Annotated in this window: 21 protein-coding genes and 1 other RNA gene; 16 read left to right on the forward strand and 6 right to left on the reverse strand. The window is 64.0% G+C overall.

Translation table 11 applies throughout. The annotated features are described in order from the left end of the window. Positions 1 to 117: 117 nt before the first annotated feature. Positions 118 to 864: a YebC/PmpR family DNA-binding transcriptional regulator gene (locus AABA84_RS33530; protein ID WP_212245368.1), complete on the reverse strand. Its 747-nt coding sequence runs from the start codon at positions 862 to 864 to the stop codon at positions 118 to 120. Positions 865 to 1,073: 209 nt separating this feature from the next. On the opposite strand from AABA84_RS33530, the gene AABA84_RS33535 reads away from it, so the two are divergent. The 5 genes from AABA84_RS33535 (at position 1,074) to AABA84_RS33555 (ending at position 9,099) form a co-directional block, all read left to right on the forward strand. Further along, complete coding sequence (locus AABA84_RS33535) at positions 1,074 to 2,819, forward strand: methyl-accepting chemotaxis protein (RefSeq protein WP_338314265.1); 1,746 nt, start codon at positions 1,074 to 1,076, stop codon at positions 2,817 to 2,819. A 108-nt stretch (positions 2,820 to 2,927) separates the two neighbouring features. Further along, positions 2,928 to 4,352 carry a methyl-accepting chemotaxis protein gene (locus AABA84_RS33540; RefSeq protein WP_338314266.1) on the forward strand — a complete coding sequence of 475 codons (1,425 nt, stop codon included), beginning with the start codon at positions 2,928 to 2,930 and terminating at the stop codon, positions 4,350 to 4,352. A 765-nt stretch (positions 4,353 to 5,117) separates the two neighbouring features. Next, positions 5,118 to 5,582: a (2Fe-2S)-binding protein gene (locus AABA84_RS33545; protein WP_028142020.1), complete on the forward strand. Its 465-nt coding sequence runs from the start codon at positions 5,118 to 5,120 to the stop codon at positions 5,580 to 5,582. Between the two features lie 8 nt (positions 5,583 to 5,590). Then, entirely contained in the window at positions 5,591 to 7,759 is a 2,169-nt protein-coding gene (locus AABA84_RS33550) for a xanthine dehydrogenase family protein molybdopterin-binding subunit (protein ID WP_338314267.1), read from the forward strand. Continuing rightward, positions 7,756 to 9,099, forward strand: a complete 1,344-nt coding sequence (locus tag AABA84_RS33555) for a c-type cytochrome (RefSeq protein ID WP_338314268.1) — start codon at positions 7,756 to 7,758, stop codon at positions 9,097 to 9,099. Before AABA84_RS33550 ends, AABA84_RS33555 begins: the two co-directional genes overlap by 4 nt. A 206-nt stretch (positions 9,100 to 9,305) precedes the next feature. Here AABA84_RS33555 and AABA84_RS33560 read toward each other — a convergent pair whose 3' ends face one another. The 5 genes from AABA84_RS33560 to AABA84_RS33580 all read right to left on the reverse strand — a co-directional run bounded on the left by AABA84_RS33560 (position 9,306) and on the right by AABA84_RS33580 (position 12,024). Beyond that, positions 9,306 to 10,130, reverse strand: a complete 825-nt coding sequence (locus AABA84_RS33560) for a TIGR00282 family metallophosphoesterase (protein ID WP_338305613.1) — start codon at positions 10,128 to 10,130, stop codon at positions 9,306 to 9,308. Continuing rightward, positions 10,108 to 10,704, reverse strand: coding sequence for a 5-formyltetrahydrofolate cyclo-ligase (locus AABA84_RS33565; RefSeq protein WP_338314269.1), 597 nt, complete (start codon positions 10,702 to 10,704; stop codon positions 10,108 to 10,110). Before AABA84_RS33565 ends, AABA84_RS33560 begins: the two co-directional genes overlap by 23 nt. Before the next feature lie 188 nt (positions 10,705 to 10,892). Then, positions 10,893 to 11,053, reverse strand: a non-coding RNA gene (gene ssrS / locus AABA84_RS33570) — 6S RNA. A gap of 270 nt (positions 11,054 to 11,323) precedes the next feature. Then, the gene (locus AABA84_RS33575) at positions 11,324 to 11,707 is read right to left on the reverse strand and encodes a cell division protein ZapA (protein WP_212245381.1); all 384 of its coding nucleotides are present in this window, start codon (positions 11,705 to 11,707) and stop codon (positions 11,324 to 11,326) included. Then, on the reverse strand, positions 11,704 to 12,024 hold the full coding sequence (locus tag AABA84_RS33580) for a DUF4164 domain-containing protein (RefSeq protein WP_020608063.1): 321 nt from the start codon (positions 12,022 to 12,024) through the stop codon (positions 11,704 to 11,706). Before AABA84_RS33580 ends, AABA84_RS33575 begins: the two co-directional genes overlap by 4 nt. Before the next feature lie 384 nt (positions 12,025 to 12,408). Between AABA84_RS33580 and tkt the strand changes: the two genes are divergently transcribed. The 11 genes from tkt (at position 12,409) to AABA84_RS33635 (ending at position 24,884) form a co-directional block, all read left to right on the forward strand. Further along, positions 12,409 to 14,394 carry a transketolase gene (gene tkt / locus AABA84_RS33585; protein ID WP_338314270.1) on the forward strand — a complete coding sequence of 662 codons (1,986 nt, stop codon included), beginning with the start codon at positions 12,409 to 12,411 and terminating at the stop codon, positions 14,392 to 14,394. Positions 14,395 to 14,542: 148 nt separating this feature from the next. Continuing rightward, the gene (gene gap, locus AABA84_RS33590) at positions 14,543 to 15,550 is read left to right on the forward strand and encodes a type I glyceraldehyde-3-phosphate dehydrogenase (protein ID WP_028142027.1); all 1,008 of its coding nucleotides are present in this window, start codon (positions 14,543 to 14,545) and stop codon (positions 15,548 to 15,550) included. Between the two features lie 144 nt (positions 15,551 to 15,694). Then, positions 15,695 to 16,891 (forward strand): phosphoglycerate kinase, encoded by a 1,197-nt coding sequence (locus AABA84_RS33595; RefSeq protein WP_338314271.1) that lies wholly within the window; start codon positions 15,695 to 15,697, stop codon positions 16,889 to 16,891. A gap of 57 nt (positions 16,892 to 16,948) precedes the next feature. Further along, complete coding sequence (gene fba, locus AABA84_RS33600) at positions 16,949 to 18,016, forward strand: class II fructose-bisphosphate aldolase (protein ID WP_212245387.1); 1,068 nt, start codon at positions 16,949 to 16,951, stop codon at positions 18,014 to 18,016. A 255-nt stretch (positions 18,017 to 18,271) separates the two neighbouring features. Continuing rightward, on the forward strand, positions 18,272 to 19,297 hold the full coding sequence (locus AABA84_RS33605) for a class I fructose-bisphosphate aldolase (protein WP_338314272.1): 1,026 nt from the start codon (positions 18,272 to 18,274) through the stop codon (positions 19,295 to 19,297). 3 nt (positions 19,298 to 19,300) lie between these two features. Further along, complete coding sequence (locus tag AABA84_RS33610) at positions 19,301 to 19,990, forward strand: thiamine phosphate synthase (RefSeq protein WP_338314273.1); 690 nt, start codon at positions 19,301 to 19,303, stop codon at positions 19,988 to 19,990. Positions 19,991 to 19,996: 6 nt separating this feature from the next. After that, the gene (locus tag AABA84_RS33615) at positions 19,997 to 21,070 is read left to right on the forward strand and encodes a tetratricopeptide repeat protein (RefSeq protein WP_212245399.1); all 1,074 of its coding nucleotides are present in this window, start codon (positions 19,997 to 19,999) and stop codon (positions 21,068 to 21,070) included. A gap of 108 nt (positions 21,071 to 21,178) precedes the next feature. Next, on the forward strand, positions 21,179 to 21,964 hold the full coding sequence (locus AABA84_RS33620; RefSeq protein ID WP_212245401.1) for an inositol monophosphatase family protein: 786 nt from the start codon (positions 21,179 to 21,181) through the stop codon (positions 21,962 to 21,964). 237 nt (positions 21,965 to 22,201) lie between these two features. Continuing rightward, positions 22,202 to 23,326 (forward strand): hypothetical protein, encoded by a 1,125-nt coding sequence (locus AABA84_RS33625; RefSeq protein WP_212245409.1) that lies wholly within the window; start codon positions 22,202 to 22,204, stop codon positions 23,324 to 23,326. Positions 23,327 to 23,370: 44 nt separating this feature from the next. Then, positions 23,371 to 24,081 carry a hypothetical protein gene (locus tag AABA84_RS33630; protein ID WP_212245411.1) on the forward strand — a complete coding sequence of 237 codons (711 nt, stop codon included), beginning with the start codon at positions 23,371 to 23,373 and terminating at the stop codon, positions 24,079 to 24,081. A 53-nt stretch (positions 24,082 to 24,134) separates the two neighbouring features. Beyond that, positions 24,135 to 24,884, forward strand: coding sequence for a hypothetical protein (locus AABA84_RS33635; protein ID WP_338314274.1), 750 nt, complete (start codon positions 24,135 to 24,137; stop codon positions 24,882 to 24,884). The last annotated feature ends 15 nt before the right edge of the window (positions 24,885 to 24,899 follow it).

A 24,899-nucleotide genomic window follows, 5' to 3' on the forward strand; every position in this document is an offset into this window, starting at 1 on the left:
CGCAAAGCGGTGCGGCGCTGAACCGGGGCCTAGTTGTCGCCGATCCCCAGAGAACGATGGGTCCCGGCTCTGCGCAGCAGCGTTTCACGCTGCAGCGCGTCCGGGACACGGTGGACTTCACCCGCCCATCTTCGCGACCAGCGCGTCCGACACCTCGAAATTGGCGTAGACGTGCTGGACGTCGTCGTGCTCGTTCAGCAAATCCATCAGCTTGAGCAGCTTCTCGCCGGTCTCGTCGTCGACCGCGACCGTATTCTGCGGCTTCCAGATCAGCGCGGCCTTGCGCGGCTCGCCGAACTTGGCTTCCAGCGCCTTGGCGACGTCGCGATAGCCCTCGGTCGAGGCGTAGATCTCGTGGCCGGCTTCGCCGGAGACGACATCGTCGGCGCCGGCCTCGATCGCGGCATCGAGCACAGCATCGTCATCGGCGACGCTGCGGTCGTATTCGATGATGCCGGTGCGGTCGAACATGAAGGACACCGAGCCGGTTTCGCCGAGATTGCCGCCCGATTTGGTGAAGAAGGAGCGGATGTCGGAGGCGGCGCGGTTGCGGTTGTCGGTCAGCGCCTCGACGATGACGGCGACGCCGCCGGGGCCATAGCCCTCGTAGCGGATCTCGTCATAGTTCTCGCCCTCATTGCCGAGCGCCTTCTTGACGGCGCGCTCGATATTGTCCTTCGGCATGTTCTCCTGACGCGCCGCGATGATGGCGGCGCGCAGGCGGGGGTTCATGTTGGGGTCGGGCGTGCCCAACTTGGCCGCGACGGTGATTTCCCGCGCCAGCTTGCCGAACAGCTTCGACTTCTGCGCATCCTGCCGCCCCTTGCGGTGCATGATGTTCTTGAATTGGGAATGTCCGGCCATGCGTGGTCTCTCGGGATCTCTTGGAATCGTACGCCAATGAGGGTGGGAAACGCGGCCTTATAGGCCGCCAACCCACCGGAATGAAAGGGTCTCGGATACTTTAAGGTAACACCGTACGGGTCCCTGCCTAGAGGTGATGCATCGTTAACCCTGACTTCATTCCAGCCTGCGAAAATAACCTCCGACCGTCCCCCGACAAGAGAGACCTGATGGCATTCGGACTATTTCGGAAGCGTCTGCCGGATGTGGCCGCGCCGGTGGCAGCCGCAGAGGCCGCGCCGCCGGTGACCCAGTCCGAGCCCGCCCCGGCCGAAGCTGATTCGGCGCGGGAGATCCTGGAATTGCTGGAACTCGAGCTCGGCGCGATGATCCGCCAGCTCGAGCGCGCCGCCAATTCGGTGGCGGGCGGCGCCGAAGCGACCGCATCGACGCTTGCCGCCATCCGCGACCGCACCGACGCCCTGACCGGCCGGACCAATGCCGCGCAATCGACCGCCTCGACCTTCGCCCATGCCGCCGACAAGTTCACCCAGTCCGCCCACGGAATCGGCGCGCAGGTCCGCGAGGCCGGCAAGCTCGCCGACGAGGCCAGCGCCGCGGCGCAGGAAGCCCGCGCCAATGTCGATCGCTTGCGCGAATCCTCCGCCGCGATCGGCAATGTCGTCAATCTGATCGCGCAGATTGCGCGGCAGACGACGCTGCTCGCGCTCAACTCGACGATCGAGGCCGCGCGCGCGGGCGCTGCGGGAAAAGGCTTTGCGGTCGTCGCCACCGAGGTCAAGGCCCTCGCGGTGCAGACCCAAGGCGCGACGGAAGAGATCACCAAGAAGATCGACGCGCTGCAGCGCGATGCCGCCGGCTCCGCCGATGCCGTGCACCGCATCTCGCAGGCGATCGAGGCGATCCGCCCGGTCTTCGAGACGGTCAACGGCGCGGTCGCCGAACAGAACGCCACCACCAGCGAAGTCTCCGGCAACGCCGCCAGCGCCTCGGAGTTCATCGTCTCGGTCGGCGAGAGCGCAGCCGAGATCGATGCCGCGACCAAAGCCGCCGAGAGCCATGGCGAGAGCGTCGCCAGTGCCGGCAAGGCCGTCACCACCTTCGCACAGAAGCTGAAATCGCGCTGCGCCGTGCTGCTCCGCCAGAGCGAGCACGACGACCGCCGCAAGACCGAACGGCTGCCCTGCCACCTCAAATTCGAGAGCGCGCGCGGCGTGATGCCGGTCTATGAAATCTCGATGGACGGCGTGCTGATCGGCGGTGCGGATGCAGGCCGGCTTGCACCGCAAGCGATCATCGAAGGCACCCTCGAAGCCGTCGGCGCCTGCCGCCTGCGCGTGGTCGAGCAATCCAAGGCCGGAGCCCGTGCGCAATTCGCCAGCCCCAATGCCGAGCTCCGCGAGAGGATCGAGGACAGGCTCTGGTCGATCCACGAAGAGAACACGGAGTTCGTCACCCGCGCCATGGAAGCGGGCAACGCGCTGACCCAGATCTTCGAGCAGGCCGTTACCCGCGGCGAAGTTGGGATCGACGACCTGTTCGACACCGACTACGCCGAAATCGCCGGAACCAATCCGCAGCAATACCGCACGAAATATCTCGACTGGGCCGACCGCGCGCTGCCGCCGTTCCAGGAGGTCTTTCTGGCCAAGGACCAGCGCATGGCGTTCTGCGCCATGGTCGACCGCAACGGCTTCCTGCCGGTGCACAACAAGATCTATTCGCACCCGCAGCGGCCGGGCGACGTCGCCTGGAACACAGCCAATAGTCGCAACCGCAGGATATTCAACGATCCGGCAGGGTTGGCGGCCGCACGCAACCTGCGCTCGTACCTGGTGCAGAGCTATGCGCGCGACATGGGCAATGGAAATACGGTGATGATGCGCGAGATCGACGTTCCGATCCGCGTGCAAGGCCGGCACTGGGGTGGATTCCGGACGGCCTACAAGCTCTAGTGCACGCTCAGGCAAGACGCCGCGCGCGAATCATCCTCTAAAGTCGAAATTGGAATGGGAATGCCGCGGTGAGCCGATGAACGGCCTCCGCCTGGAGAAAGCCCGTAAATGTCCTTCGCACAACTTGCAGTATTGGACACCGGATCCAACCGGACGCTCGCTGAGCGGCTGATCGACCAGCTTGCCGACCGCATCGGCGGCCTCGGCGTGGAACTCGCCGATATTGCCGGCAACGTCCAGGAAGTCGCAAACCGCGTCGCAAACCAGTCGGAACGGTTCCACCATCTCCAGAAGACCGCCGAGACGATGGTCTCGGCCAACCACGACATCGCCAACGCCTCGCAGGCCGTGCAAACCACCACGTCCGCGGCGGTTGGCGAGATCGCGCAATCGCGCAGCGCCGTCGACACCGCGGTCAACCACATCTCCGAGCTCGTCGCGGCGGTGGAGCGCATCGAGGCCCGCCTCAGCGCCGTCGGCTCGGCGCTGGCGCAGGTCGCGAAAGTCTCGGGCTCGATCGAAGCGATCGCGAAGCAGACCAATCTGCTCGCGCTGAACGCAACCATCGAAGCCGCCCGCGCTGGCAATGCCGGTCGCGGCTTCGCGGTGGTCGCAAGCGAGGTGAAGAACCTCGCGGAAGCCACCCGCCAGGCCACGCATCAGATCTCCGACACCGTGCGCGATCTCGACGGCCAGATCGAAGGCCTGATCGGCGAGAGCAGCGACGCCTCGCAGCGCGCCAAGACCGCAGGCGAAGGCGCCCAGCAGATCTCCGGCATCATCTCGCGGGTCCAGCAGGGCTTCGCCTCCGTGGAGGCGGAGATCGGCAGCGTCACGCGCGCGGCGACCTCCAATCTCGGGCATTGCGACACCGTCATCAGCGAGCTCAACGAGCTCGCCAAGGGCGTCGACCTCTCCTCGCGCGATCTCAAGAATGCCGACGAGCGGGTGGCGAAGCTGCTCGACACGTCGGAAGGATTGATCGCGCTGATCGCCGACAGCGGCGTGGAGACGTCGGACACGCCGCTGATCCGCGTCGTGGTCGATACAGCCAAGCGGATTTCAACCGAATTCGAAGCCGCGCTCGATCGCGGCGATATCACGCTCGACCAGCTCTTCGACGAGACCTACCGAGAAATTCCCGGCACGGATCCGAAGCAGCATCTCACCAATTACGTCGAGTTCACCGACCGCGTGCTGCCCGCGATCCAGGACCCGATCCAGAAATCGGATCCGCGCATCGTCTATTGCGTCGCCTGGGCGCGCAGCGGCTATTTGCCGACCCACAATCCGAACTACCGCCTGCCGCAGGGCAAGGACCCGGTCTGGAACAACGCCAATTGCCGCAACCGCCGCCTGTTCAACGACCGCACGGTGAAGAAGGTCGCGGGCAGCACGAAGCCGTTCCTGTTGCAGACCTATCGCCGCGACATGGGCGGCGGACAGTTCGTGCTGATGAAGGACCTGTCCTCGCCGATCATGGTCCGCGGCAAGCATTGGGGCGCCTTCCGGATGGGTTTCCGGCAGAGCTGACGGCCGCTGCTACGGCGTTGCGGCGTCCCTGAAATAAAAAGCTCGAAAACAACCCCATGCACAGTAGCCGGGGCGCGCGGAATCAATGGCTTGGAGCGGGATGAAGAAACTCATCTAGCGCCCCTACGGAGGTGCGTTCCCTCCCCCCTTGCGGGGGAGGGCTAGGGAGAGGGGTAGCCCAGCAAAAGGTGCCCGTTGTGATGACGCACCGAGGGCGGATACGCGACGGAAAGAGTCCCCGTGTGGCACCCCCCTCCCTGCCCCTCCCCCGCAAGGGGGGAGGGAACGGAGAGAGTTGTGCCGTCGGCCTAACTCGATCCGACTTCAGCTCATCGCACTTTACGCGTCTGATGAATTCGTTGCTCCGTCGGGCAAAACAGGAGCATGATGTCATCATCGCGCAGGTCAGCTATCCCACCGCTAGCCGTTGCTCCCGTGCCGGTGCTTGCCGCCACCGCCCGACTTTCCCAATCGCACGACTTTCGTCATCGCATGATTTTGCGCATTCGCACGGCGATCTGCGGCGATCGAGAACGCGCGCGCCGAAAATGCGTCAAAACATGACGATTATCATATCAATTAGCCCAAAACGCTTGCTGCGAGCGCCGCACAAATTCGTGAACGTCATGGGCTGACGCGTCAACAGCGCAAATATGCATTGCAGGAGATTGCGAGGCTTCACCGTTTCGCATCGGTATGATCATTGTCGCGCGCGAATTGGCTGACTAGATCGACGCAAGCGATCGAGCGAGCAAGGGGATGCATATGGCAACTGTTCTCACCATCAACGGCGAAACGAAATCGTTCGATGCGCCACCTGAAATGCCGCTGCTGTGGGTGCTGCGCGACATCCTCGGAATGACCGGCACCAAGTTCGGCTGCGGCATTGCGCAATGCGGAGCCTGCACGGTGCATGTCGACGGCAAGGCGGTGCGCTCCTGCGTCCTACCGGTCAGCGCGGTCGAGAACCGCGCCATCACCACGATCGAACATGTCGGCAGCACGCCTGCGGGTGCGAAGGTGCAGAAGGCCTGGCTCGATCTCGAGGTGATCCAGTGCGGCTATTGCCAGTCCGGCCAGATCATGTCGGCCGCCGCACTGCTGGCCGCTACGCCCAATCCAGATGATTCCGACATCGACGCCGCCATGGCCGGCAACATCTGCCGCTGCGGCACCTATGTCCGCATCCGCGAGGCCGTCAAGCAGGCCGCCAACGGCCGTCAGTCCTGAGGTCCACCATGAATGCACATCACAGCGTCTCCCGCCGCGCGTTGCTGACCGGCGGTCTCGCCACCGGTTTCCTGCTCGCCTTCCATCTGCCGCTGCGCGCCGCCGTCAACGAGCCGGTGCAGCCGAAGGACGTGACCGACGGCAAGTTCGCGCCCAATGCCTTCATCCGCATCGACGAGACCGGCCGCACCGTGCTGATGATGCCGCAGGTCGAGATGGGCCAGGGTGTCTACACCTCGATCTCGATGATCATTGCCGAAGAGCTCGATGCCGACTGGGCCAAGGTTGAAGTGCTGCACGCGCCGCCCGATGACAAGCTCTACGCCAATCCGGCCTTCGGCCTGCAGGCAACGGGCGGTTCGACGTCGATCCGCGCGTGGTGGAAGCCGCTGCGCGCGGCCGGCGCCACCGCGCGGGCGATGCTGGTGCAGGCAGCTGCGGCGCAATGGGGGGTCGATCCCGCCAGCTGCACGGCCTCGAAGGGCGAAGTCATTCACGCCGCGAGCGGCCGCAAGCTCGGCTACGGCGCCCTGGCACTCGCCGCGCAGGGCCAGACCCCACCGAAGGACGTTCCGGTCAAGGATCCCAAGGACTTCGTCCTCATCGGCCAGCCGCTGAAGCGCCTCGATACGCCGGACAAGGTCAACGGCAAGGCCGTCTACGGCATCGACGCGATCCTGCCCGGCATGAAGATCGCCGCGATAGCCAACTGCCCGGTGTTCGGCGGCAAGGTTGGCAAGGTCGACGACAGCGCCGCGGTGAAAATCGCCGGCGTGCGCAAGGTCGTCGTGCTCGACGACGCCGCCGCTGTGATCGGCGACCACATGTGGGCGGCAAAGAAAGGTCTCGAGGCCCTCAAGATCGAGTGGAACGAGGGAGCGAACGCCGGGATCAGCACCAGGGACATCTGGCAGAACCTGCGCGATGCCAGCGCGAAGGACGGCGTGGTCGCGAAATCCACCGGCGACATCGCCAAGGCGCTTGCGAGCGGCGACAAGTTCGAGGCGGCTTACGAGTTGCCGTTCCTGGCGCATGCGTCGATGGAGCCGATCAACGCCACCGTGAGGGTCACGAAGGACTCCTGCGAGATCTGGACCGGCACGCAGATCATGACACGCGTGCAATCGGAGGCGGCGAAGGCCGCAGGTGTTCCGCTCGACAAGGTCATCGTCAACCAGCATCTGCTCGGCGGCGGCTTCGGCCGCAAGCTCGAGCCGGACATGGTGGTCGCGGCGGTGAAGATCGCCAGGCAGGTCGACTATCCCGTGAAGGTGATATGGACCCGTGAGGAAGACATCCAGCACGACGTCTACCGACCGGTCTATCGCGATCAGATCTCGGCGTCGCTTGTCGACGGCAAGGTCTCGGGGTGGAAGTACAAGGTCGCCGGCTCCGCGGTGCTGGCGCGCTGGCTGCCGCCGGCCTTCCAGAAGGGCATCGACATCGACGCGATCGACGCCGCCGTCGATGCGCCCTACGACTTCGCCAACTTCCACGTCGAATATGTCCGTGCCGAACCGCCGGCGGTGCCGACCGGCTTCTGGCGCGGCGTCGGCCCGAACAACAACGTGTTCGCGGTCGAATGCGCGATGGACGAACTCGCCCGCAAGGCCGGCAAGGACCCGGTCGAATTCCGAAAGTCCATGTTGACGAAAAATCCGCGCGCGCTCGCGGTGCTGGACCTGGTCGCCGAAAAGTCCGGCTGGGGCCAGCCATTGCCGCCGCGCGTCGGCCGCGGCGTCTGCGTGCAGCCGTCATTTGCGAGCTTCCTCGCAACCGTGGTCGAGGCCGAGATCGATGAACTCGGAGAGATCACGCTTCGCCGCATCACCTCCGTGGTCGACACCGGCATCGCGGTCAACCCCGACACGGTGAAGGCGCAGATCGAGGGCGGGCTGATCTTCGGCCTCACCGCCGCGCTCTATGGCGAGATCACCATCGAGAAGGGCCGCGTGCAGCAATCCAACTTCCACGACTACCGCATGTTGCGCATCAACGAGACGCCGAAGATCGAAGTGATCGTCGTCAAGAGCGGCGAGGCGCCCGGCGGCATCGGTGAAGCCGGCGTCAATGCCGGGCCGCCGGCGCTGCGCAACGCGATTCTCGCCGCAACCGGCGTGACGCTGCGGCGCTTACCCGTCGATCGGAAACTGCTGGCTGTGGGGAAGAAGGCATGAGTGGCAAGATGCGTATCCTCACAAGTATCGTTGTGATCGCCATCGTCGCGGTGGCGCTCGGCGCCTTAGTCATCCGCGGGCCCGGCCCGCTCGACTTCGCCGGCGGCACCAAAGTGGCGCTGGCGGATTACCGCGCCGGCAAACCCACCGGCGTGCCCGCCAAGCTGGAAAAAGCGAGCGTGGTCGAACGCGGCGAATACCTTGCGAAGGCGGCCGACTGCATGGTCTGCCACACCAAGCCCGGCGAGAAGGACTATTCCGGCGGGCTCGCCTTCAAGCTGCCGTTCGGCACGCTCTATTCGACCAACATCACCCCGGACAAGGACACCGGCATCGGCAATTACAGCGACCAGGATTTCCTGAACGCGGTCCAGCACGGCCAGCGTCGTGACGGCGCGCGGCTCTATCCGGCAATGCCGTACACGTCCTACACGTTCATGACGGACGAGGACGTGCTGGCGGTGAAGGCCTATCTGTTCAGCCTGCCGCCGGTGCGCGCGAAGGCGCCGGAGAATACGCTGTCGTTCCCGTTCAATCAGCGCTGGGCGATGATCGTCTGGTCGGCCGTGTTCAATCCGGACACGCGCTTTGCGCCTGACACGTCGAAGAGCCCGGAATGGAATCGCGGGGCGTATCTTGCCGAAGCGCTGGCGCATTGCGGCGAGTGCCACACCCCGCGCAATCTCGGTTTTGCGCTGGACAACCGCAAGAAGTTCGCCGGCGCGATCACGGCCGGCTGGCGCGCCTTCAACATCTCCTCCGACAAGGCGACGGGTCTCGGCAACTGGAGCGACCAGGATCTGATCTCCTATCTCTCGCTCGGCCACGCACCCGGCCACGGCTCGGCCTCGGGCCCGATGGGTGAAGCCGTCGACCACAGCTTCAGCCAGTTCGCACCCGCGGACATCAGCAGCATCGTTGCTTATTTGCGCAGCGTGCCGCCGCAGCCCTCGCCTGACCTGCCCGCCACCACCGCGCCCGTCGCGCCCGCCTCGCACAAGGACGGCGTCACGGCGAATGCGCGCGGCAAGACGGTGTTCGCCAGCGCCTGCGCCAGCTGCCACGGCTGGAGCGGCGAGAGTCCGGTCTCGCCGATGGCAACGCTGACCGGCACCTGGGCCGTCAACGACCCCGCCGCCACCAACGTCGCGCAGATCGTGCTGTCAGGCACCAAGCGCCACACGCCGGATGGCGCGCTGTCGATGCCGGCGTTCGGCAACGCCTACACAGACGACGAGATCGCGGCGGTGGCGAACTACGTCACGGCGCGATTCGGGACCAAGGGCTCGAAGCTGACGGCGAAGGATGTCGCGGAGATGCGGGGACAGACGGCGGAGTAGTACCGGTACTTGCAGCGAGATTGATGCGCAATCGCGCGTGTCAATCTCCGCTGTCGTCCCGGACAAGCGAAGCGCAGATCCGGGATCCATACCCACAGGGAGTGGTTTGGCGAGAATTCGGAGTGGGAGCATCGCCTCACACTTCTCCCTGTGGGTATGGGTCCCCGCATGCGCGGGGACGACACTGAGTTTGACGCGCCGCGCGCTCAGCTCAACCAGAACCTCGGCGTCGCCGGCTCAAGCCTTCCGCCGACGCGCACCGGCGCAATCTTCAGCGCGAGCCCCGTCGCATCATCCGTCTCCACCGCGACGCCGCTGAGCGTCGCCGCACCCGCGGCCGGCTCGAACCGGCCCGACGGAATTCCCGACGTGAACCGGCGCAGCGGCTCTTCCTTCTGCATGCCGATGATGGAATCGTAATCGCCGGTCATGCCGGCGTCGGTCATGTAGGCGGTGCCGCCTGACAGGATCTGGTGGTCGGCGGTCGGCACGTGGGTGTGCGTGCCGACGACGAGGCTGGCGCGGCCGTCGCAAAAGAAGCCGATGCCCTGCTTCTCGCTGCTCGCCTCGCAATGGAAATCGACGACGATGGCGTCGGCGGCAACGCCGAGCGGACAGGCCCCTAACTCGCGCTCCAGCGCAGCAAAGGGATCGTCGAACGGGGTCATGAAGACGCGGCCGAGCGCGTTGACGACGAGCGCGTGCTTGCCGTTCTTGGTCTCGACCAAGGCTGCGCCGCGGCCGGGCGTGCCGCGCGGATAGTTCGCGGGCCGAATCAGGCGCTCGGCACGCTCGATGAACACCAGGGCTTCGCGCTGGTCCCAGGAATGGTTGCCGAGCGTGACCGCGTCGGCACCGGCGTCGAGAAACTCCTGATAGATCGCTTCCGTGATGCCGAAGCCGCCCGCGGAATTCTCGCCGTTGACGACGACGAAATCGAGCGACCAGTCCTTGACCATGCCGGGCAGATATTCGGCGATGGCGTTGCGGCCGCTACGGCCGACGACATCACCCACGAAGAGAATGCGCAACTTCAGAACTCCGGAAATCGAACACGTCCGATTCCGTTAGCACATAATCCAGCGCGACGTCGTGGGATAGTGCCGGAACCGCCTTGATCTCCTGCGCTGCAAAAGCGAGCCCGATGCCGACGATAGTCTTGGCCTTGCGCAAATGCGCGAAGGTGAAATCGTAATGCCCGGCACCATAGCCGATGCGATGGCCGAGGCGGTCGAACGCCGCGAGCGGCGTCAGCATGATGTCGGGGATGACTTCGGCGGCTGCCGGCGACGGCTCGGGAATGCCGAGCGGACCGAGCATCAGGCGATCGTTCGGGTGGAAGATGCGGAAGATCAGCGACTGGCCGCGCGCGGTGACGCAAGGCAGCGCCAGCTTTGCGCCCTGCTCGGCGAGCTTCTGCAGCAGCGGCATCGGATCGATCTCGCTGCGGATCGGCGAATAGCCGGAGACGATGCTGCCGGGCAGAAGCTGGAACGGCAGTCCGCGCTTGGCGAGTTTTACGGCGGCGGTCGCGCGCTTCTTTTCGCTGAGCGCGTCGCGTGCCGCGAGGGCCTTGGCGCGGAGCTCGGCTTTGGAGTTGGGCATGCGCGTTGGTCCCCCACGTCATCACCCGCGAATGCGGGTGATCCAGTATTCCAGAGGCGGTGGTGATTCACACACGTGCCACGGCGTACTGGATGCCCCGGCCCGTGCGCAGTTGCCCACTAGGGGGGCATGACACCTACTGAACTGGCCGCAGTCGTTTCGAGAAGCACAAACCAAGCAAACAAAAGTGCGAAGCCGCGTACGCCGTTGAAGCACTCGATCCCGGAGTTCCCTACGAAAGTAGGTGGGCACCATATGTCCGGGCCCACGGGCCCGGCCAGGGACAGTTCCCTAAAGGATCGATAAGGCCCCGGGGATATATGGCTCCTGACGCGCGTCGCAGCCTCGCACAGCCAATGTAACAACGATACTGACGAATCGCCAGCCCGGCGAGAGCGCCGAGCTTCGGCGTAATGAACGGGCTGCGAGCCAGGGCGGAGGTCCGCTCCCTCCCCCGCTTGCGGGGGAGGGTTGGGGAGAGGGTGTCTCCGCAACGGGACAATCCCCCAGAGGACAGAGCCCTCACCCGCGCCTTCGGCGCGACCTCTCCCGCAAGCGGGAGAGGTTGAGCCTGCCGCAGCACCGAGGACAATAACTCAGCGCGTCTTCAGTAGCCCCTCTAGCCGATCGCAATGCCGTTGCCGACGGTCCGGTTCAGGACCTGGGTCGACTTCTCGATGCGTTCGGCTGCCGCGTTCAGGGCGTTCACCACGGCGGTCTGCGTCATCCTGGCGCGCTCGACCGCGGCGTTGCGGAAATCCCTGAGCTCGGTCAGCTCCTGCTCCATGGTGCGGACGCGGTTGCCGACGTCGACCAGCTCGTCGCAGACGGTCAGCGCCGCCATCACGGTGAGGCGCGCATCGCCGATCTCGCCGAATTTTCCGCGCAGCGACTGGATGCGCGTCTCCAGGCCTTCGGCGAGCTTGAGCAGCCGCACCTCCTGGCCCTCCTCGCAGGCCATGCGGTATTGCCGGCCGTTGATGGTGACGTTGATGTGGCTCATCCGTCCTCTCCGGTATCGAGCACCGAGCGTATCGTGACGATCGCGGAATCCAACCGATCGGAAATCTCGCGATTGGTGCGCTCGAGCTTGCGCGCCTTCACCAGCGCGCCGTCGAGCTCGTCGGCGAGCCGCGAGCGGTCCGCGCCGAGCGCCTGGATTCGTGCCGCAAGCTCGTTCTCGTCGCGATCAGCGTCGCGCCGCCGCTCAACCGCGCTTTCGAGCGCGTCGAGCGCCGCCATCAGCCTGCGGGTCGCGATCTCGATCTCGACCGCGGAGGACTCCGTCATGGCGGAACTGTTGGACACGCGATCGTTCATGTAGTCAGCGGCGGAACCTATGGCCTTTGCCCAGTGGCCTTTTCCTGGGGCGTGCCGTCCGGCAAAAGACTCGGTTCGGCAAGCGGTTAGAAGCAGAAATTTACGTGGCAAGCTAGCCGAGCGCAACGCCGCCGCGAAACTATGCACTGCTAGATCAGGCGCGGATCATCCCGATCCATGGGTTCCTGCCTGCGCATCACCTCCGAAACGGGACTCCACTTTCGGAGCGTGCCGCAGGCAACTTTTACGGCCAAATCGGCGTTTGACTGCCTTGGACTCCCGGAACCGAGGTGCTATCCCAGCCCCGACCTTCAGTGGCCGCCAGGCTCCTCCCGCGCGGGCGTACACCGCCTCCAAGCGCCTCATTTCAGACGGATTTCAGACATGACGCAGGTCGATCACTCCCGTATGGCCAACGCGATCCGCGGCCTTTCGATGGACGCCGTCGAGAAGGCGAAATCGGGTCATCCCGGCCTGCCGATGGGTGCCGCCGACATCGCCACGGTGCTGTTCACGCAATTCCTGAAATTCGACGCCGCCGCGCCCGCCTGGCCCGACCGCGACCGCTTCGTGCTCTCGGCCGGCCACGGCTCGATGCTGCTCTATTCGCTGCTGTATCTGACCGGCAATTCCGAGATGACGCTGGACCAGATCAAGCAGTTCCGCCAGGTCGACTCGCTCACCCCCGGCCACCCCGAGAATTTCCGCACCAAGGGCATCGAGACCACGACCGGCCCGCTCGGCCAGGGCATCTCGACCGCGGTCGGCATGGCGCTCGCCGAGAAGATGCTCGCCGCCGAGTTCGGCAAGAAGATCGTCGACCACCACACCTATGTGCTCGCCTCCGACGGCGACCTGATGGAAGGCGTGTCGCAGGAAGCGATCGCGATGGCCGGGCACTGGAAGCTCAACAAGATGATCGTGCTGTACGACGACAACGGCATCTCGATCGACGGCCCGACCTCGATCTCCGATTCCGTCGACCAGGTGAAGCGCTTCAAGTCGGCGGGCTGGGCCGCCGAGAGGATCGACGGTCACGATCAGGCGGCGATTGCCGACGCCATCACGCGCGCGAAAAAGTCCAGCAAGCCGACGCTGATCGCCTGCCGCACCACCATCGGTTTCGGCGCGCCGCACAAGCAGGGCACCTCGAAGGTGCATGGCGAGGCGTTAGGGGCCGAGGAGCTCAAGGCCGCCAAGGAAAATCTCGGCATCTCGCTCGAGCCGTTCGCGGTCGCCGACGACGTGCTGAAGGCGTGGCGCGCAGCCGGCAGCCGCGGCGCTGCGGCGCGCCAGGAATGGGAGGGCCGGCTCGGTGAGCTCGGTAGCCGCAAGCGCGCCGAGTTCGAGCGCCGCCTGCGCCATGAACGTCCCGCCTCGCTCGCAAAGGCGGTGCGCGCGTACAAGAAGGAATTGCTGGAAAAGCCGATGACCGCGGCCACCCGCAAATCCTCGGAAGCCGTGATCGAAGTCATCGCCGGCGCGATGCCGATGGAATTCCTCGCCGGCTCGGCCGACCTCACCGGCTCCAACAACAACAAGGCGAAATCGGCGACCGCGTTCTCGGCCAAGACGCCGAAGGGCCGCTTCATCCACTACGGCATTCGCGAGCACGGCATGGCCGCCGCGATGAACGGCATTTTCCTGCATGGCGGCTTCGCGCCGAACGGTGCGACCTTCCTGGTGTTCACCGACTATGCACGTCCCGCGATGCGCCTTGCCGCTCTGATGGGCTCCGGCGTCGTCTACGTGATGACCCACGATTCCATCGGCCTCGGCGAAGACGGCCCGACCCACCAGCCGGTCGAGCATCTCGCTGCGCTCCGCGCCATTCCGAACATGCGCGTGTTCCGTCCCTGCGATTCCATCGAGGTCGCCGAGTGCTGGGAGCTTGCGCTCAACCGTATCGACGGCCCGACCGTGCTGGCGCTGACGCGCCAGAACCTGCCGCAGCTGCGCACCACCGCACCGAACGACAACCCTTGCGCGGCCGGCGCTTACGAGCTGGTCGCTGCCCAAGGCGAAGCCAAGGCGACGCTGTTCGCCTCTGGCTCCGAGGTCGAGATCGCAGTCGCCGCCCAGAAGCAGCTCGCCGAGCGCGGCATCGCGTCACGCGTGGTCTCTGTTCCCTCGCTCGAGCTGTTGTTAGCGCAACCAGAGGCCAAGCGCGCCGCAATCATCGGCAATGCGCCGGTCAAGGTCGCGATCGAGGCCGCCGTGCGTTGGGGCTGGGATGCCGTGATCGGCCAGGATGGCGAATTCATCGGCATGCATTCGTTCGGCGAAAGCGGCCCTGCAAAGGAGCTTTACAAGCATTTCGGCATTACCGCCGAGGCCGCGGTTAACGCTGTGCTGAAGCGCGTTTCCTGAGAGTTGAGCTTGCCGCAAAAAAGGACTACGTAGTCTCTCATATGATCAAGCACCGCCCGGCCGAACCGGGCGCCCGCCCCTAAAAAACCCTCGCAGGCGCGCATAGCGCGTTGTGCGGGATGACAACGGTCATTGAAGGAGACGAAACATGGCAGTCCGCGTCGGAATTAACGGTTTTGGCCGCATCGGCCGCAACATCCTGCGGGCCATCGCCGAGTCCGGCCGCAAGGACATCGAGGTCGTCGGCATCAACGATCTCGGTCCGGTGGAGACCAACGCCCATCTGCTTCGTTTCGACAGCGTCCATGGCCGCTTCCCCGGCACCGTGACCGTCGACGGCGACTCGATCAATCTCGGTGGCGGCAAGATCAAGGTGACCGCCGAGCGCGATCCCTCGAAGCTGCCGTGGAAGGATCTCGGCGTCGACATCGCGATGGAATGCACCGGCATCTTCACCTCGAAGGACAAGGCGTCCGCGCATCTGACCGCCGGCGCCAAGCGCGTGCTGGTCTCCGCGCCCGCCGACGGCGCCGACGCCACCATCGTCTACGGCGTCAACCACGAGACGCTGACCAAGGAGCACCTGGTCATCTCGAACGGCTCCTGCACAACCAACTGCCTGGCGCCGGTCGCCAAGGTGCTGAACGATCTCGTCGGCATCGAGACCGGCTTCATGACCACGATCCACGCCTATACCGGCGACCAGCCGACGCTCGATACGATGCACAAGGATCTCTATCGCGGCCGCGCGGCGGCGATGTCGATGATCCCGACCTCGACGGGTGCTGCGAAGGCGATCGGCCTCGTGCTGCCGGAGCTCAAGGGCAAGCTCGACGGCGTCGCGATCCGCGTGCCGACCCCGAACGTCTCGGTCGTCGACCTCAAGATCATCGCCAAGCGCGCCACCGACGCCAAGGAGATCAACGCGGCGATGAAGCGCGCCAGCGAGCAGCAGCTCAAGGGCATCCTCGGCTACACCACCGCGCCGAACGTCTCGATCGACTTCAACCACGACCCGCACTCCTCGACCTTCCACGAGGACCAGACCAAGGTGCAGAACGGCACGCTGGTGCGCGTGATGTCCTGGTACGACAACGAGTGGGGCTTCTCGAACCGCATGGCGGACACCGCCGTCGCGATCGCGAAGGTGATCTAAGCAAGGTCTCGTGTCCCGGACGCGGCGCAGCGCTAAGCGCTGCTCCGCAGAGCCGGGACCCATTCAATTGCGGGACTCGCTGTCATGTGGGTCCCGGTTCTGCAGCGCATCGCTCCGCGCTGCGCTGCGCCCGGGACAAGAGAGATGACCAACAAATTCCGCACCCTCGACGACGTCGATGTGAAGGGCAAGCGCGTGCTGTTGCGCGTCGACCTCAACGTGCCCATGGACAATGGCCGCGTCAGTGATGCGACCCGGCTCGAGCGCGTCGCGCCGACCATCACGGAAATCTCGGACAAGGGCGGCAAGGTCATCCTGCTCGCCCATTTCGGCCGGCCGAAGGGGCGCGATGCCAAGGACTCGCTCAAGCCCGTCGCTGAAGCGCTGTCGAAGGTGGTGAAGAAGCCGGTCGCTTTCGCCGACGACTGCATCGGCGAGCCCGCGGCCAAGGCCGTCGCTGGCCTGAACGACGGCGACATCCTGTGTCTCGAAAATACCCGCTTCCACAAGGAAGAGGAAAAGAACGATCCGGCCTTCGTCGCGGAGCTGGCGAAGCTCGGCGACATCTGGGTCAATGACGCGTTCTCGGCGGCGCACCGCGCCCACGCCACGACCGAAGGCCTCGGCCACAAGCTGCCGGCCTATGCCGGCCGCACCATGCAGGCCGAGCTCGACGCACTGGAGAAGGCGCTGGGCTCGCCGACCAAGCCGGTCATCGCCATCATTGGCGGCGCAAAGGTCTCGACCAAGATCGACCTGCTCGAAAATCTCGTGAGCAAGGTCGACGCGCTGGTGATCGGCGGCGGCATGGCCAACACCTTCCTGCACGCCCAGGGCGTCGGCGTCGGCAAGTCGCTGGCCGAGAAGGATCTCGCGCCGACCGCGCTGCGTATCATGGAGAAGGCGGAAGCCGCCAACTGCGCCATCATCCTGCCGGTCGACGCCACCGTCGCCTATCATTTCGCGGCCAACGCGCCGTCGCACGCCTATGGGCTCGATGCGATCCCGGCCGACGGCATGATCCTCGACGTCGGGCCGCAATCGATCGCCCGCGTCCACGCCGCGATCGACGACGCGGCGACCTTGGTCTGGAACGGACCGCTCGGCGCCTTCGAGATGCAGCCGTTCGACCGCGGCACGGTCGCGGCCGCCAAGCACGCCGCCGAGCGCACCAAGGCGAAAAAGCTGATCTCGATCGCGGGCGGCGGCGACACCGTCGCGGCGCTCAACCAGGCCCATGTGGCCGGTGACTTCACCTATGTCTCGACCGCCGGTGGCGCGTTCCTTGAATGGATGGAAGGCAAGCCCCTGCCCGGCGTCGAGGTTTTGCGCATCAAGTAAGCCGGATCGGCGCGTCATTAGCGGCCCTGCAAGGCCCCCAACGGGAGAAAAAGACAGATGGCTCGGATCACGTTACGTCAATTGCTCGACCACGCAGCAGAGAACGATTACGGCGTACCGGCCTTCAACATCAACAATATGGAGCAGGCGCTGGCGATCATGGACGCGGCCAACCAGGTCGATGCGCCCGTCATCATCCAGGCCTCGCGCGGTGCGCGCTCCTACGCCAACGACATCATGCTCAAGCACATGATGGACGCGGTCACCGAAATCTACCCGCACATCCCGGTCTGCGTGCATCTCGACCACGGCAACGAGGCCGCGACCTGCATGACCGCGATCCAGGCCGGCTTCACCTCGGTGATGATGGACGGCTCGCTCAAGGCCGACGGCAAGACCCCCGGCGACTGGGGTTACAATGTCGGCGTCACCAAGACCGTGACCGACATGGCCCATCTCGGCGGCATCTCGGTGGAAGGCGAGCTCGGCGTGCTCGGCTCACTCGAAACCGGCATGGGCGACAAGGAAGACGGCCACGGCGCCGAGGGCAAGCTCAGCCACGACCAGCTCCTGACCAATCCGGACGAGGCCGTGAAGTTCGTCCAGGAGACCAGGGTCGACGCGCTCGCGATTGCGATGGGGACCTCGCACGGCGCCTACAAGTTCACCCGCAAGCCGGACGGCGACATCCTCGCCATGAACGTGATCGAGGAGATCCACCGCAAGCTGCCGAACACGCATCTGGTGATGCACGGCTCCTCGTCGGTGCCGCAGGACCTGCAGGAGATCATCAACGCCAATGGCGGCAAGATGAAGCCGACCTGGGGCGTGCCGGTGGCCGAGATCCAGCGCGGCATCAAGAACGGCGTGCGCAAGATCAACATCGACACCGACAACCGCATGGCCATGACCGGCCAGATCCGGAAAGTGCTCAAGGACAATCCGGAAGAGTTCGATCCGCGCAAATATTTGAAGCCGGCGATGGAAGCCATGACCAAGCTGTGCAAGCAGCGGCTCCAGGAGTTCAACACCGCAGGCCAGGCCTCCAAGATCAAGCGGGTCCTGACCACCGCCGAGATGGCCAAGCGCTACGCCAAGGGCGAGCTGGACCCCAAGGTGGCGTAATCCCTCGAGCCTATTCCCGGGTCATTCCGGGACACGCCAACGGGTCCGCGCGAATGCGCGGCCCGATGACAGGCTCCGCGTGGGCCCGGAATCCATAACCACAGCCTGGGGTTATGGATTCCGGGCCTGCGCCTTTCGGCGCATCCCGGAATGACAGAAGGCCCCTTACCCCTGCGACGAACGTTAACTCGGCAATTGCCCGAGAACGGTCTATTTTCACGGGCAAGGGCAGAATCGTTTTGGGAGGACCTCTCGATGAATCTGACTGAGCTCAACAAGATCGCGACCGCCATGGTCGTATCAGGCAAGGGTATCCTCGCCGCCGACGAATCCTCCGGCACCATCAAGAAGCGTTTTGACACGATCGGCGTGGACTCGACCGAAGACAACCGCCGCGACTATCGCGAGATGCTGTTCCGCTCCACGGAGGCCATGAGCCAGTATATTTCCGGCGTGATCCTCTATGACGAGACGATCTGGCAGGATGCCAAGGACGGCACGCCGCTGGTCAGGCTGATCGAACAGAGCGGCGCCATTCCCGGCATCAAGGTGGACGAAGGCACGCAGGCCCTGCCGATGTGCCCGGGCGAGCTCGTGACCGTCGGACTCGACAGGCTCGCCGAAAGGCTGAAGAAGTATCATGAGCGCGGCGCGCGCTTCGCCAAATGGCGTGCGGTGATCGACATCGGCAGCGGCATTCCCTCGATGACTGCGATCAGCGTCAACGCCCATGCGCTGGCGCGCTATGCCGCGCTGTGCCAGGCCGCGCAGATCGTGCCGATCGTCGAGCCCGAGGTGCTGATGGACGGTGATCACGACATCGACCGCTGCTATGAGGTGACGACCCGCGTGCTCAACAAGACGTTTCAGGAATTGCGCGTGCAGCGCGTCGCGCTCGAAGGCATGGTGCTCAAGCCCAACATGGCGATATCAGGCAAGAAGTCACCGAAGCAGGCCTCCGTCGAGGAGGTCGCCGAGAAGACGGTCTGGTTGCTCAAGGCCTGCGTGCCCGCGGCGGTGCCCGGCATCGCCTTCCTCTCCGGCGGCCAGTCGGACGAGGAGGCGACCGCGCATCTCAACGCCATGCACAAGCTCGGCCCGCTGCCCTGGGGCCTGACCTTCTCTTACGGCCGCGCCCTGCAGGCCGCACCGCAGAAGGCCTGGTCCGGCAAAGCCGAGAACGTCGCGGCCGGCCAAGCCGCCTTCAGCCATCGCGCGCGCATGAACGGCCTCGCCTCCAGGGGCGAATGGCAAAACAGCCTGGAAAAGAAGGCAGCCTAGATCTTGTCGAACAAAACGCCTCCACCGCGCCCGGCGCCGCGCCTCTATCTCGCGACGCCCGTCGTCGATGATCCCGCTTCGCTTGTGGCCGAGCTGCCGGGCCTGCTCGCCTCCGCCGATGTCGCGGCCGTGCTGCTGCGGCTGAAGGAGACCGACCAGCGCACCATGATCTCGCGCATCAAGGCGCTCGCACCGCCGGTGCAGAAAGCGGGCGCCGCCCTGCTCGTGGAGGACCATGCCGAGCTGGTTGCGCGCGGCGGCGCCGACGGCGCGCACCTCCCCGGCATCGCCGCGCTGAAAGAGGCACTGCCATCGCTCAAGCCCGATCGCATCGCCGGGGTTGGCGGGCTGACGACGCGGCACCATTCCATGGATGCGGGCGAGATGGGGGCGGATTATTTGCTGTTCGGCGAGCCCGATGCGAAAGGCCAGCGTCCCTCGGCGCAAGCGATCGCGGAACGGCTGGACTGGTGGGCCGAGCTGTTCGAGCCGCCCTGCGTCGGCTTTGCCATGTCGGTGCAGGAAGCCCACGACTTTGCTGCCAGCGGCGCCGATTTCGTGCTGGTCGGCGAGTTCATCTGGGCCGATCCGCGCGGGCCCAAGGCCGCGCTGATCGAGGTCGACGCTGCGATCAAGCAAGCCCATGCGACGGCGACGACAAGCCAAAATCCTGCGAGCCAGGAGCACGGCTAGCCCGACATGAAGCTCCCCTGCATCACCATGCTGGCCACATTGCTGCTGACGGCGCCGGCGGCCGCGCAGCTCCAGATCACGCCGCCGGCGACAACGCCGAGCGCGGCGCCTGAGAAGCAAAAGCCCAAGCCGCACACGATCACCAAGAAGAAGGAGGCCGCGCCGGCGCCGAAGCCGTCGGCCTCCCCCAAGCCGGCCTCCTCGCCCAAGCCGGCGACCGTGATCCCCGCGCCTTCCACCGACAATTCCAGTGTCGATCTGGTGTTCGGCGCCTATCAGCGCGGCCAGTACAAGACCGCGTTCGACCTCGCCACCGCCCGCGCACAAGCCGGCGATCCCAAGGCGATGACCATGCTCGGCGAGCTCTATTCCAATGCCATGGGCATGCGGCGCGACTACGCCAAGGCGGCCGAATGGTACAAGCGCGCGGCCGATGCCGGCGACCGCGAGGCGATGTTCGCGCTCTCCATGCTGCGCATTTCGGGCCGCGGCGGCCCGATCGACAAGAGCGAGGCGGTCAAGCTGATGGCGTCCGCCGCCAAGCTCGGCGAGCCCAGGGCGGCCTATAACCTCGCTCTGCTCTATCTCGACGGCCAGACCCTGCCGCAGGACGTGAAGCGCTCCGCCGAACTGCTACGCCAGGCCGCCGATGCCGGCCTGCCCGAGGCGCAATACGCGCTGGCGACCTTCTACAAGGAAGGCACCGGCGTGCCGAAGGACGCGGAACGCTCGGTGCGGCTGCTCCAGGCCGCCTCGCTCGCCGACAATGTCGACGCCGAGGTCGAATATGCCATCGCCATGTTCAACGGCACCGGCACCCCGAAGAACCAGCCGGCTGCCGTCGCCCTGCTCCGCAAGGCGTCCCGCCAGGGCAGCGCGATCGCGCAGAACCGGCTGGCGTGGGTGCTGATCAACGGCGTCGGCACGTCCGTGGACAAGGTCGAGGGCTTCAAATGGCACCTGGTGGCCAAAACCGCCGGCAAGGGCGACCCGGAGCTCGACAAGCAATTGTCCGACCTGCCGGCCGAGGACCGGGCCAAGGCGGAGGCCGCCGCCAAAAAATGGCTCGGGACCAAATGACCCCAAAATGCCTTGACCCAATGACTTGACGCAAGCGCCCCCGCAGGGCACCCAATCCCCTAAACAGGCGCGATTTCCGCCATTTCTCCCGATCAAGACCGAAAGCTCATGCTGTATTCCGCCACTATCAACGTCATGGTCAAAGCCGCGCGCCGTGCCGGCCGCAGCCTCAAGCGCGATCTCGGCGAGATCGAGCATTTGCAAGTCTCGCTGAAGGGGCCGGCCAATTTCGTCTCGCTCGCCGACAAGCGCGCCGAGGAGATCGTCTACCAGGACCTTACCAAGGCGCGGCCCGGCTACGGCTTCATCGGCGAAGAGGGCGGCACCCGCGAGGGCTCCGACAAGAGCCACACCTGGATCGTCGATCCGCTCGACGGCACCACCAACTTCCTGCACGGCATCCCGCAATTCGCGATCTCGATCGGCCTCGTGCGCGAGGGCACGATCATTGCGGGCGTGATCTACAATCCCGCCAATGACGAGCTCTACATCGCCGAGCGCGGCAAGGGCGCCTTCCTCAACGACCAGCGCCTGCGCGTCGCCGGCCGCCGCCAGCTCAACGAATGCGTGGTGGCCTGCGGCCTGCCCCATATCGGCCGCGGCGATCACGAGGAATTCCGCCGCGAGATGACCGCGATCCAGGACCGCGTCGCAGGCCTGCGCCGCTTCGGCGCCGCCTCGCTCGACCTCGCCTTCGTCGCCGCCGGCCGCCTCGACGGCTACTGGGAGCGCAATCTGCAATCCTGGGACATCGCCGCCGGCATGCTGATGGTGCGCGAAGCGGGGGGAACGGTGAGCGATATCGCGACGCCGGGCGATGCGCTGGTCACCGGGCACGTGGTGTGCGGGAATGAGTACGTGCACGGGGAATTGGTGAAGATTTTGCGGAAGTAGATTAAGCGAACGACCTTCCAACCTGACAGAATCAAAGAGCGAGCGTTCTTACGCTTCGAACTGGCTCATCCCGCGCATTCCTGGGTTTCGCCAGTTTGCCTTGCAGCGTTAGCTGCATCGTACAAGGCGCCGTCGATTTCGGCCGGCTCAACGAAAAGAATTTGAAATCTAAGCGTGTATTTGCTACGTCGTTAACGTATTTGGCTTTTTTATGTCAAACTTTCTTTTGGGGGGGCTATGTTCAAGAACACGACCGTTGTCGCATGTGCGATTCTCATTTCGACCTCAATGGCTGGCGCAGACCCGCTGAGCGACTCTCTCGATATCAGAAATGAAAAGAATCCCGTCGCTGCACTCTTGGATGGTGATTTTGGCTGCCAATTGATACGTCCCCCGTCCGACATCACCGATCTCATCGGCAATGTCGGCGCAGGATACGCCGGCAACGTCACCATTCCGAAAGTATTGAAAGACGGGCAGACCCTAGATCTCGGAGCGGACCTCAATCTTTGTCGCGTTACGGATTTCAAATTCCCCGTCAAAACCGGCGAGGAAGATTTGAGAAGTGTATCGCGCTACATCGAATGGACGGATTCTTTATCGGCGTCACTGAAATTGACATTGGGAACATGGCTCAATCTTCTCGATTTTGATGCCACCGACCTGCAGACGATCGGCATCGCAATCAGTGGCGGCGCATTTGACTACGATCAGAAGCTTCGTAGAAGCGCGCTGCGAGACATCATCAAAAATGATCCGGACAAGGACTGCGATGCACTCACCAACAAGAAAGTGCAGCAGGTGATGCGGACTTGCGTTGGCCATATCACCGTTTCCTTGGAGTCAAAGAAGGCCCTGTCGTTGAACGCCTTCGACCTGAAGTTTGCAAACCTTTCAGTTGGACTCAAGGCGTCGTGGCTGCGTGAGGTAAAGGGTACCGGGCAGGATTGCGATGTGGCTGGCTTGGCAGGCGCAGGTGATCCTCCTGCAGGAACAGGCGGCACATCCGGCGGGGCTGCAGGCGCCGGGGGAGCAGGATCTTCGGATCCAAAGACGAAGAATGGCGTCAATGTAACAGTTACCGTACCGGGTGGCTCGGTAAAAATCGGCCCCACATCTGCTGAGATCTCATTTCCGCCCGCCACTGCGGACAAGGCAACCGTCAGCAAACCGAGCGATGCACAAGTCAAGAAGGCTGGGACGGACACGCCGGCAACTCCGAAAGGCGATCAACCAAAAGCGCAGGACAAGGTTTGCGCAAAGCAAGTCGTTTACCGCACGGGGACTGCAAGAATCCTGGGCGTGTTCCTGACAGATTCTCCCACGACACTTAAAGACATCAAAAGCGTCACCAAGAAGTAGCTGATTAATCGGTCGCGACGCCAAGTCACCTTTTGGGGGAACTCATGCGACGGATTTCGTTGGCTCTTGCAGCCAGTGCTTTATTGGCTGGATGCGCAGGAGCGCCAACTTTCAGAAATGTCGTATTCGAGAACGTGAGCAAAACCGCTCACGTCTTGAAGCCGGTCGGCACTCTACAGAGCCCGAATATAGGATACCGCTTCCCGCCCGGCTCCATTGTCACCGCGACACTGGCAGAGTTCCCCGACCCGATTACGCGTGTTGCCGGATTGATTCCCAAGCAGGTGGACAATCAGTGCTTCCAGAGAGTCTTTCGCCTTCGCCAGCTGGGACCGGTCAAAACTGAAATTCCGACCGAAGTAAACGTCACCTACAAATTTGACGCGTCGATTGGATCGCAGGCCCAACTGTCACAATTCCGGAAAGATCACGGCCTCGAGACAATTCCGGACAATGTCCTTGCCCTGATTAGAGAAACATCGTTCCACATCGACAATATCCGGGTCTACGAGCCAACACCCGCTCAGCTAAAGGTCGCGCTTGAGGACGCGGCGAAAGATTGCTCTTCTACAAAGGGCCTTCCGGCAACGTATGTCATACGTAGGATTTATCGGGGCAACGTCAAATCGTTTGTGAGATGGGACGATGGCATCAATGTTTCCCTCGGCAAATTCAGGACTACCATCCAGCGGTCCGTTCGAGACAGCTTCGATGGACGCGGGGTTGTTTTTGCAGTCGAGACGGAACGGCTTTAGATCGGAAGGCCCCGACATTAGGAATCTATGCCTCCGGCGAATTCGAGGAGGCCATGCGAGCAGGGCTCTTTAAGTCAGGCCTGGTTCCGTTCGGCTTGGCCGGAGCCTTGGTGTGCGGTTCAGCCAGTGTTGTCTCAAGTCTTCCGGCGGAATCCTTTTCTAGAGGACAAGACATTCCGTTGAGTCGCACGTTCGTCGCCCAGTGCATTCCACTCCCGTGCGTGTTGTTGGGAAACGATCCGGTGCGTGTGGGAGCTTTAGTCAAACAGGAACATCTGGGCGGCGCTCTCGATACCAGTGACGTGATTTGCAATCCCGCTCAACCCACGCCCTTGGATATCAATAAGGAGGATGCAATTGATCGCGCGGCGGACGATCAGGATCTCTTCCGCCTATTCCATGAAACGGAAAAATCTCGGGAGATCATCGATCTCATAAAATCGTTCGGCCATGACGTGCGCTGGATCGCCTCATCGGTCATTTCCGAATCAATGGTCGACGTTAAGCAGGTACGACGCGCTCTTGCGGCAATCCCCTCGGAATGTCGCAAGCGTGCAGTCTCAAGAGGCCTCGTTACTTCGATCAGGAGCCGGAAGTTTGGCATATTATCGCTGACTTTTCGCATCACAAGCAGCGGCGATGCCGACCGAAAACTCGACAAGCTTGGAAGCTTGTTGCGCGAAACTTTCGAACTCACCGTTCAAGGTGATACAATTTCTCTCTATTCGAAGCAGGCACGATTGTTTTCTGTTCAAACTACTTCTGTCGACAGCTTTCTAAAGGCACACCCGAAGTTGCAATGATCATTTCACGATGCT

Origin of the sequence: Bradyrhizobium sp. TM239, assembly GCF_036247985.1 — a bacterium.
GTDB lineage: Bacteria > Pseudomonadota > Alphaproteobacteria > Rhizobiales > Xanthobacteraceae > Bradyrhizobium > Bradyrhizobium ottawaense.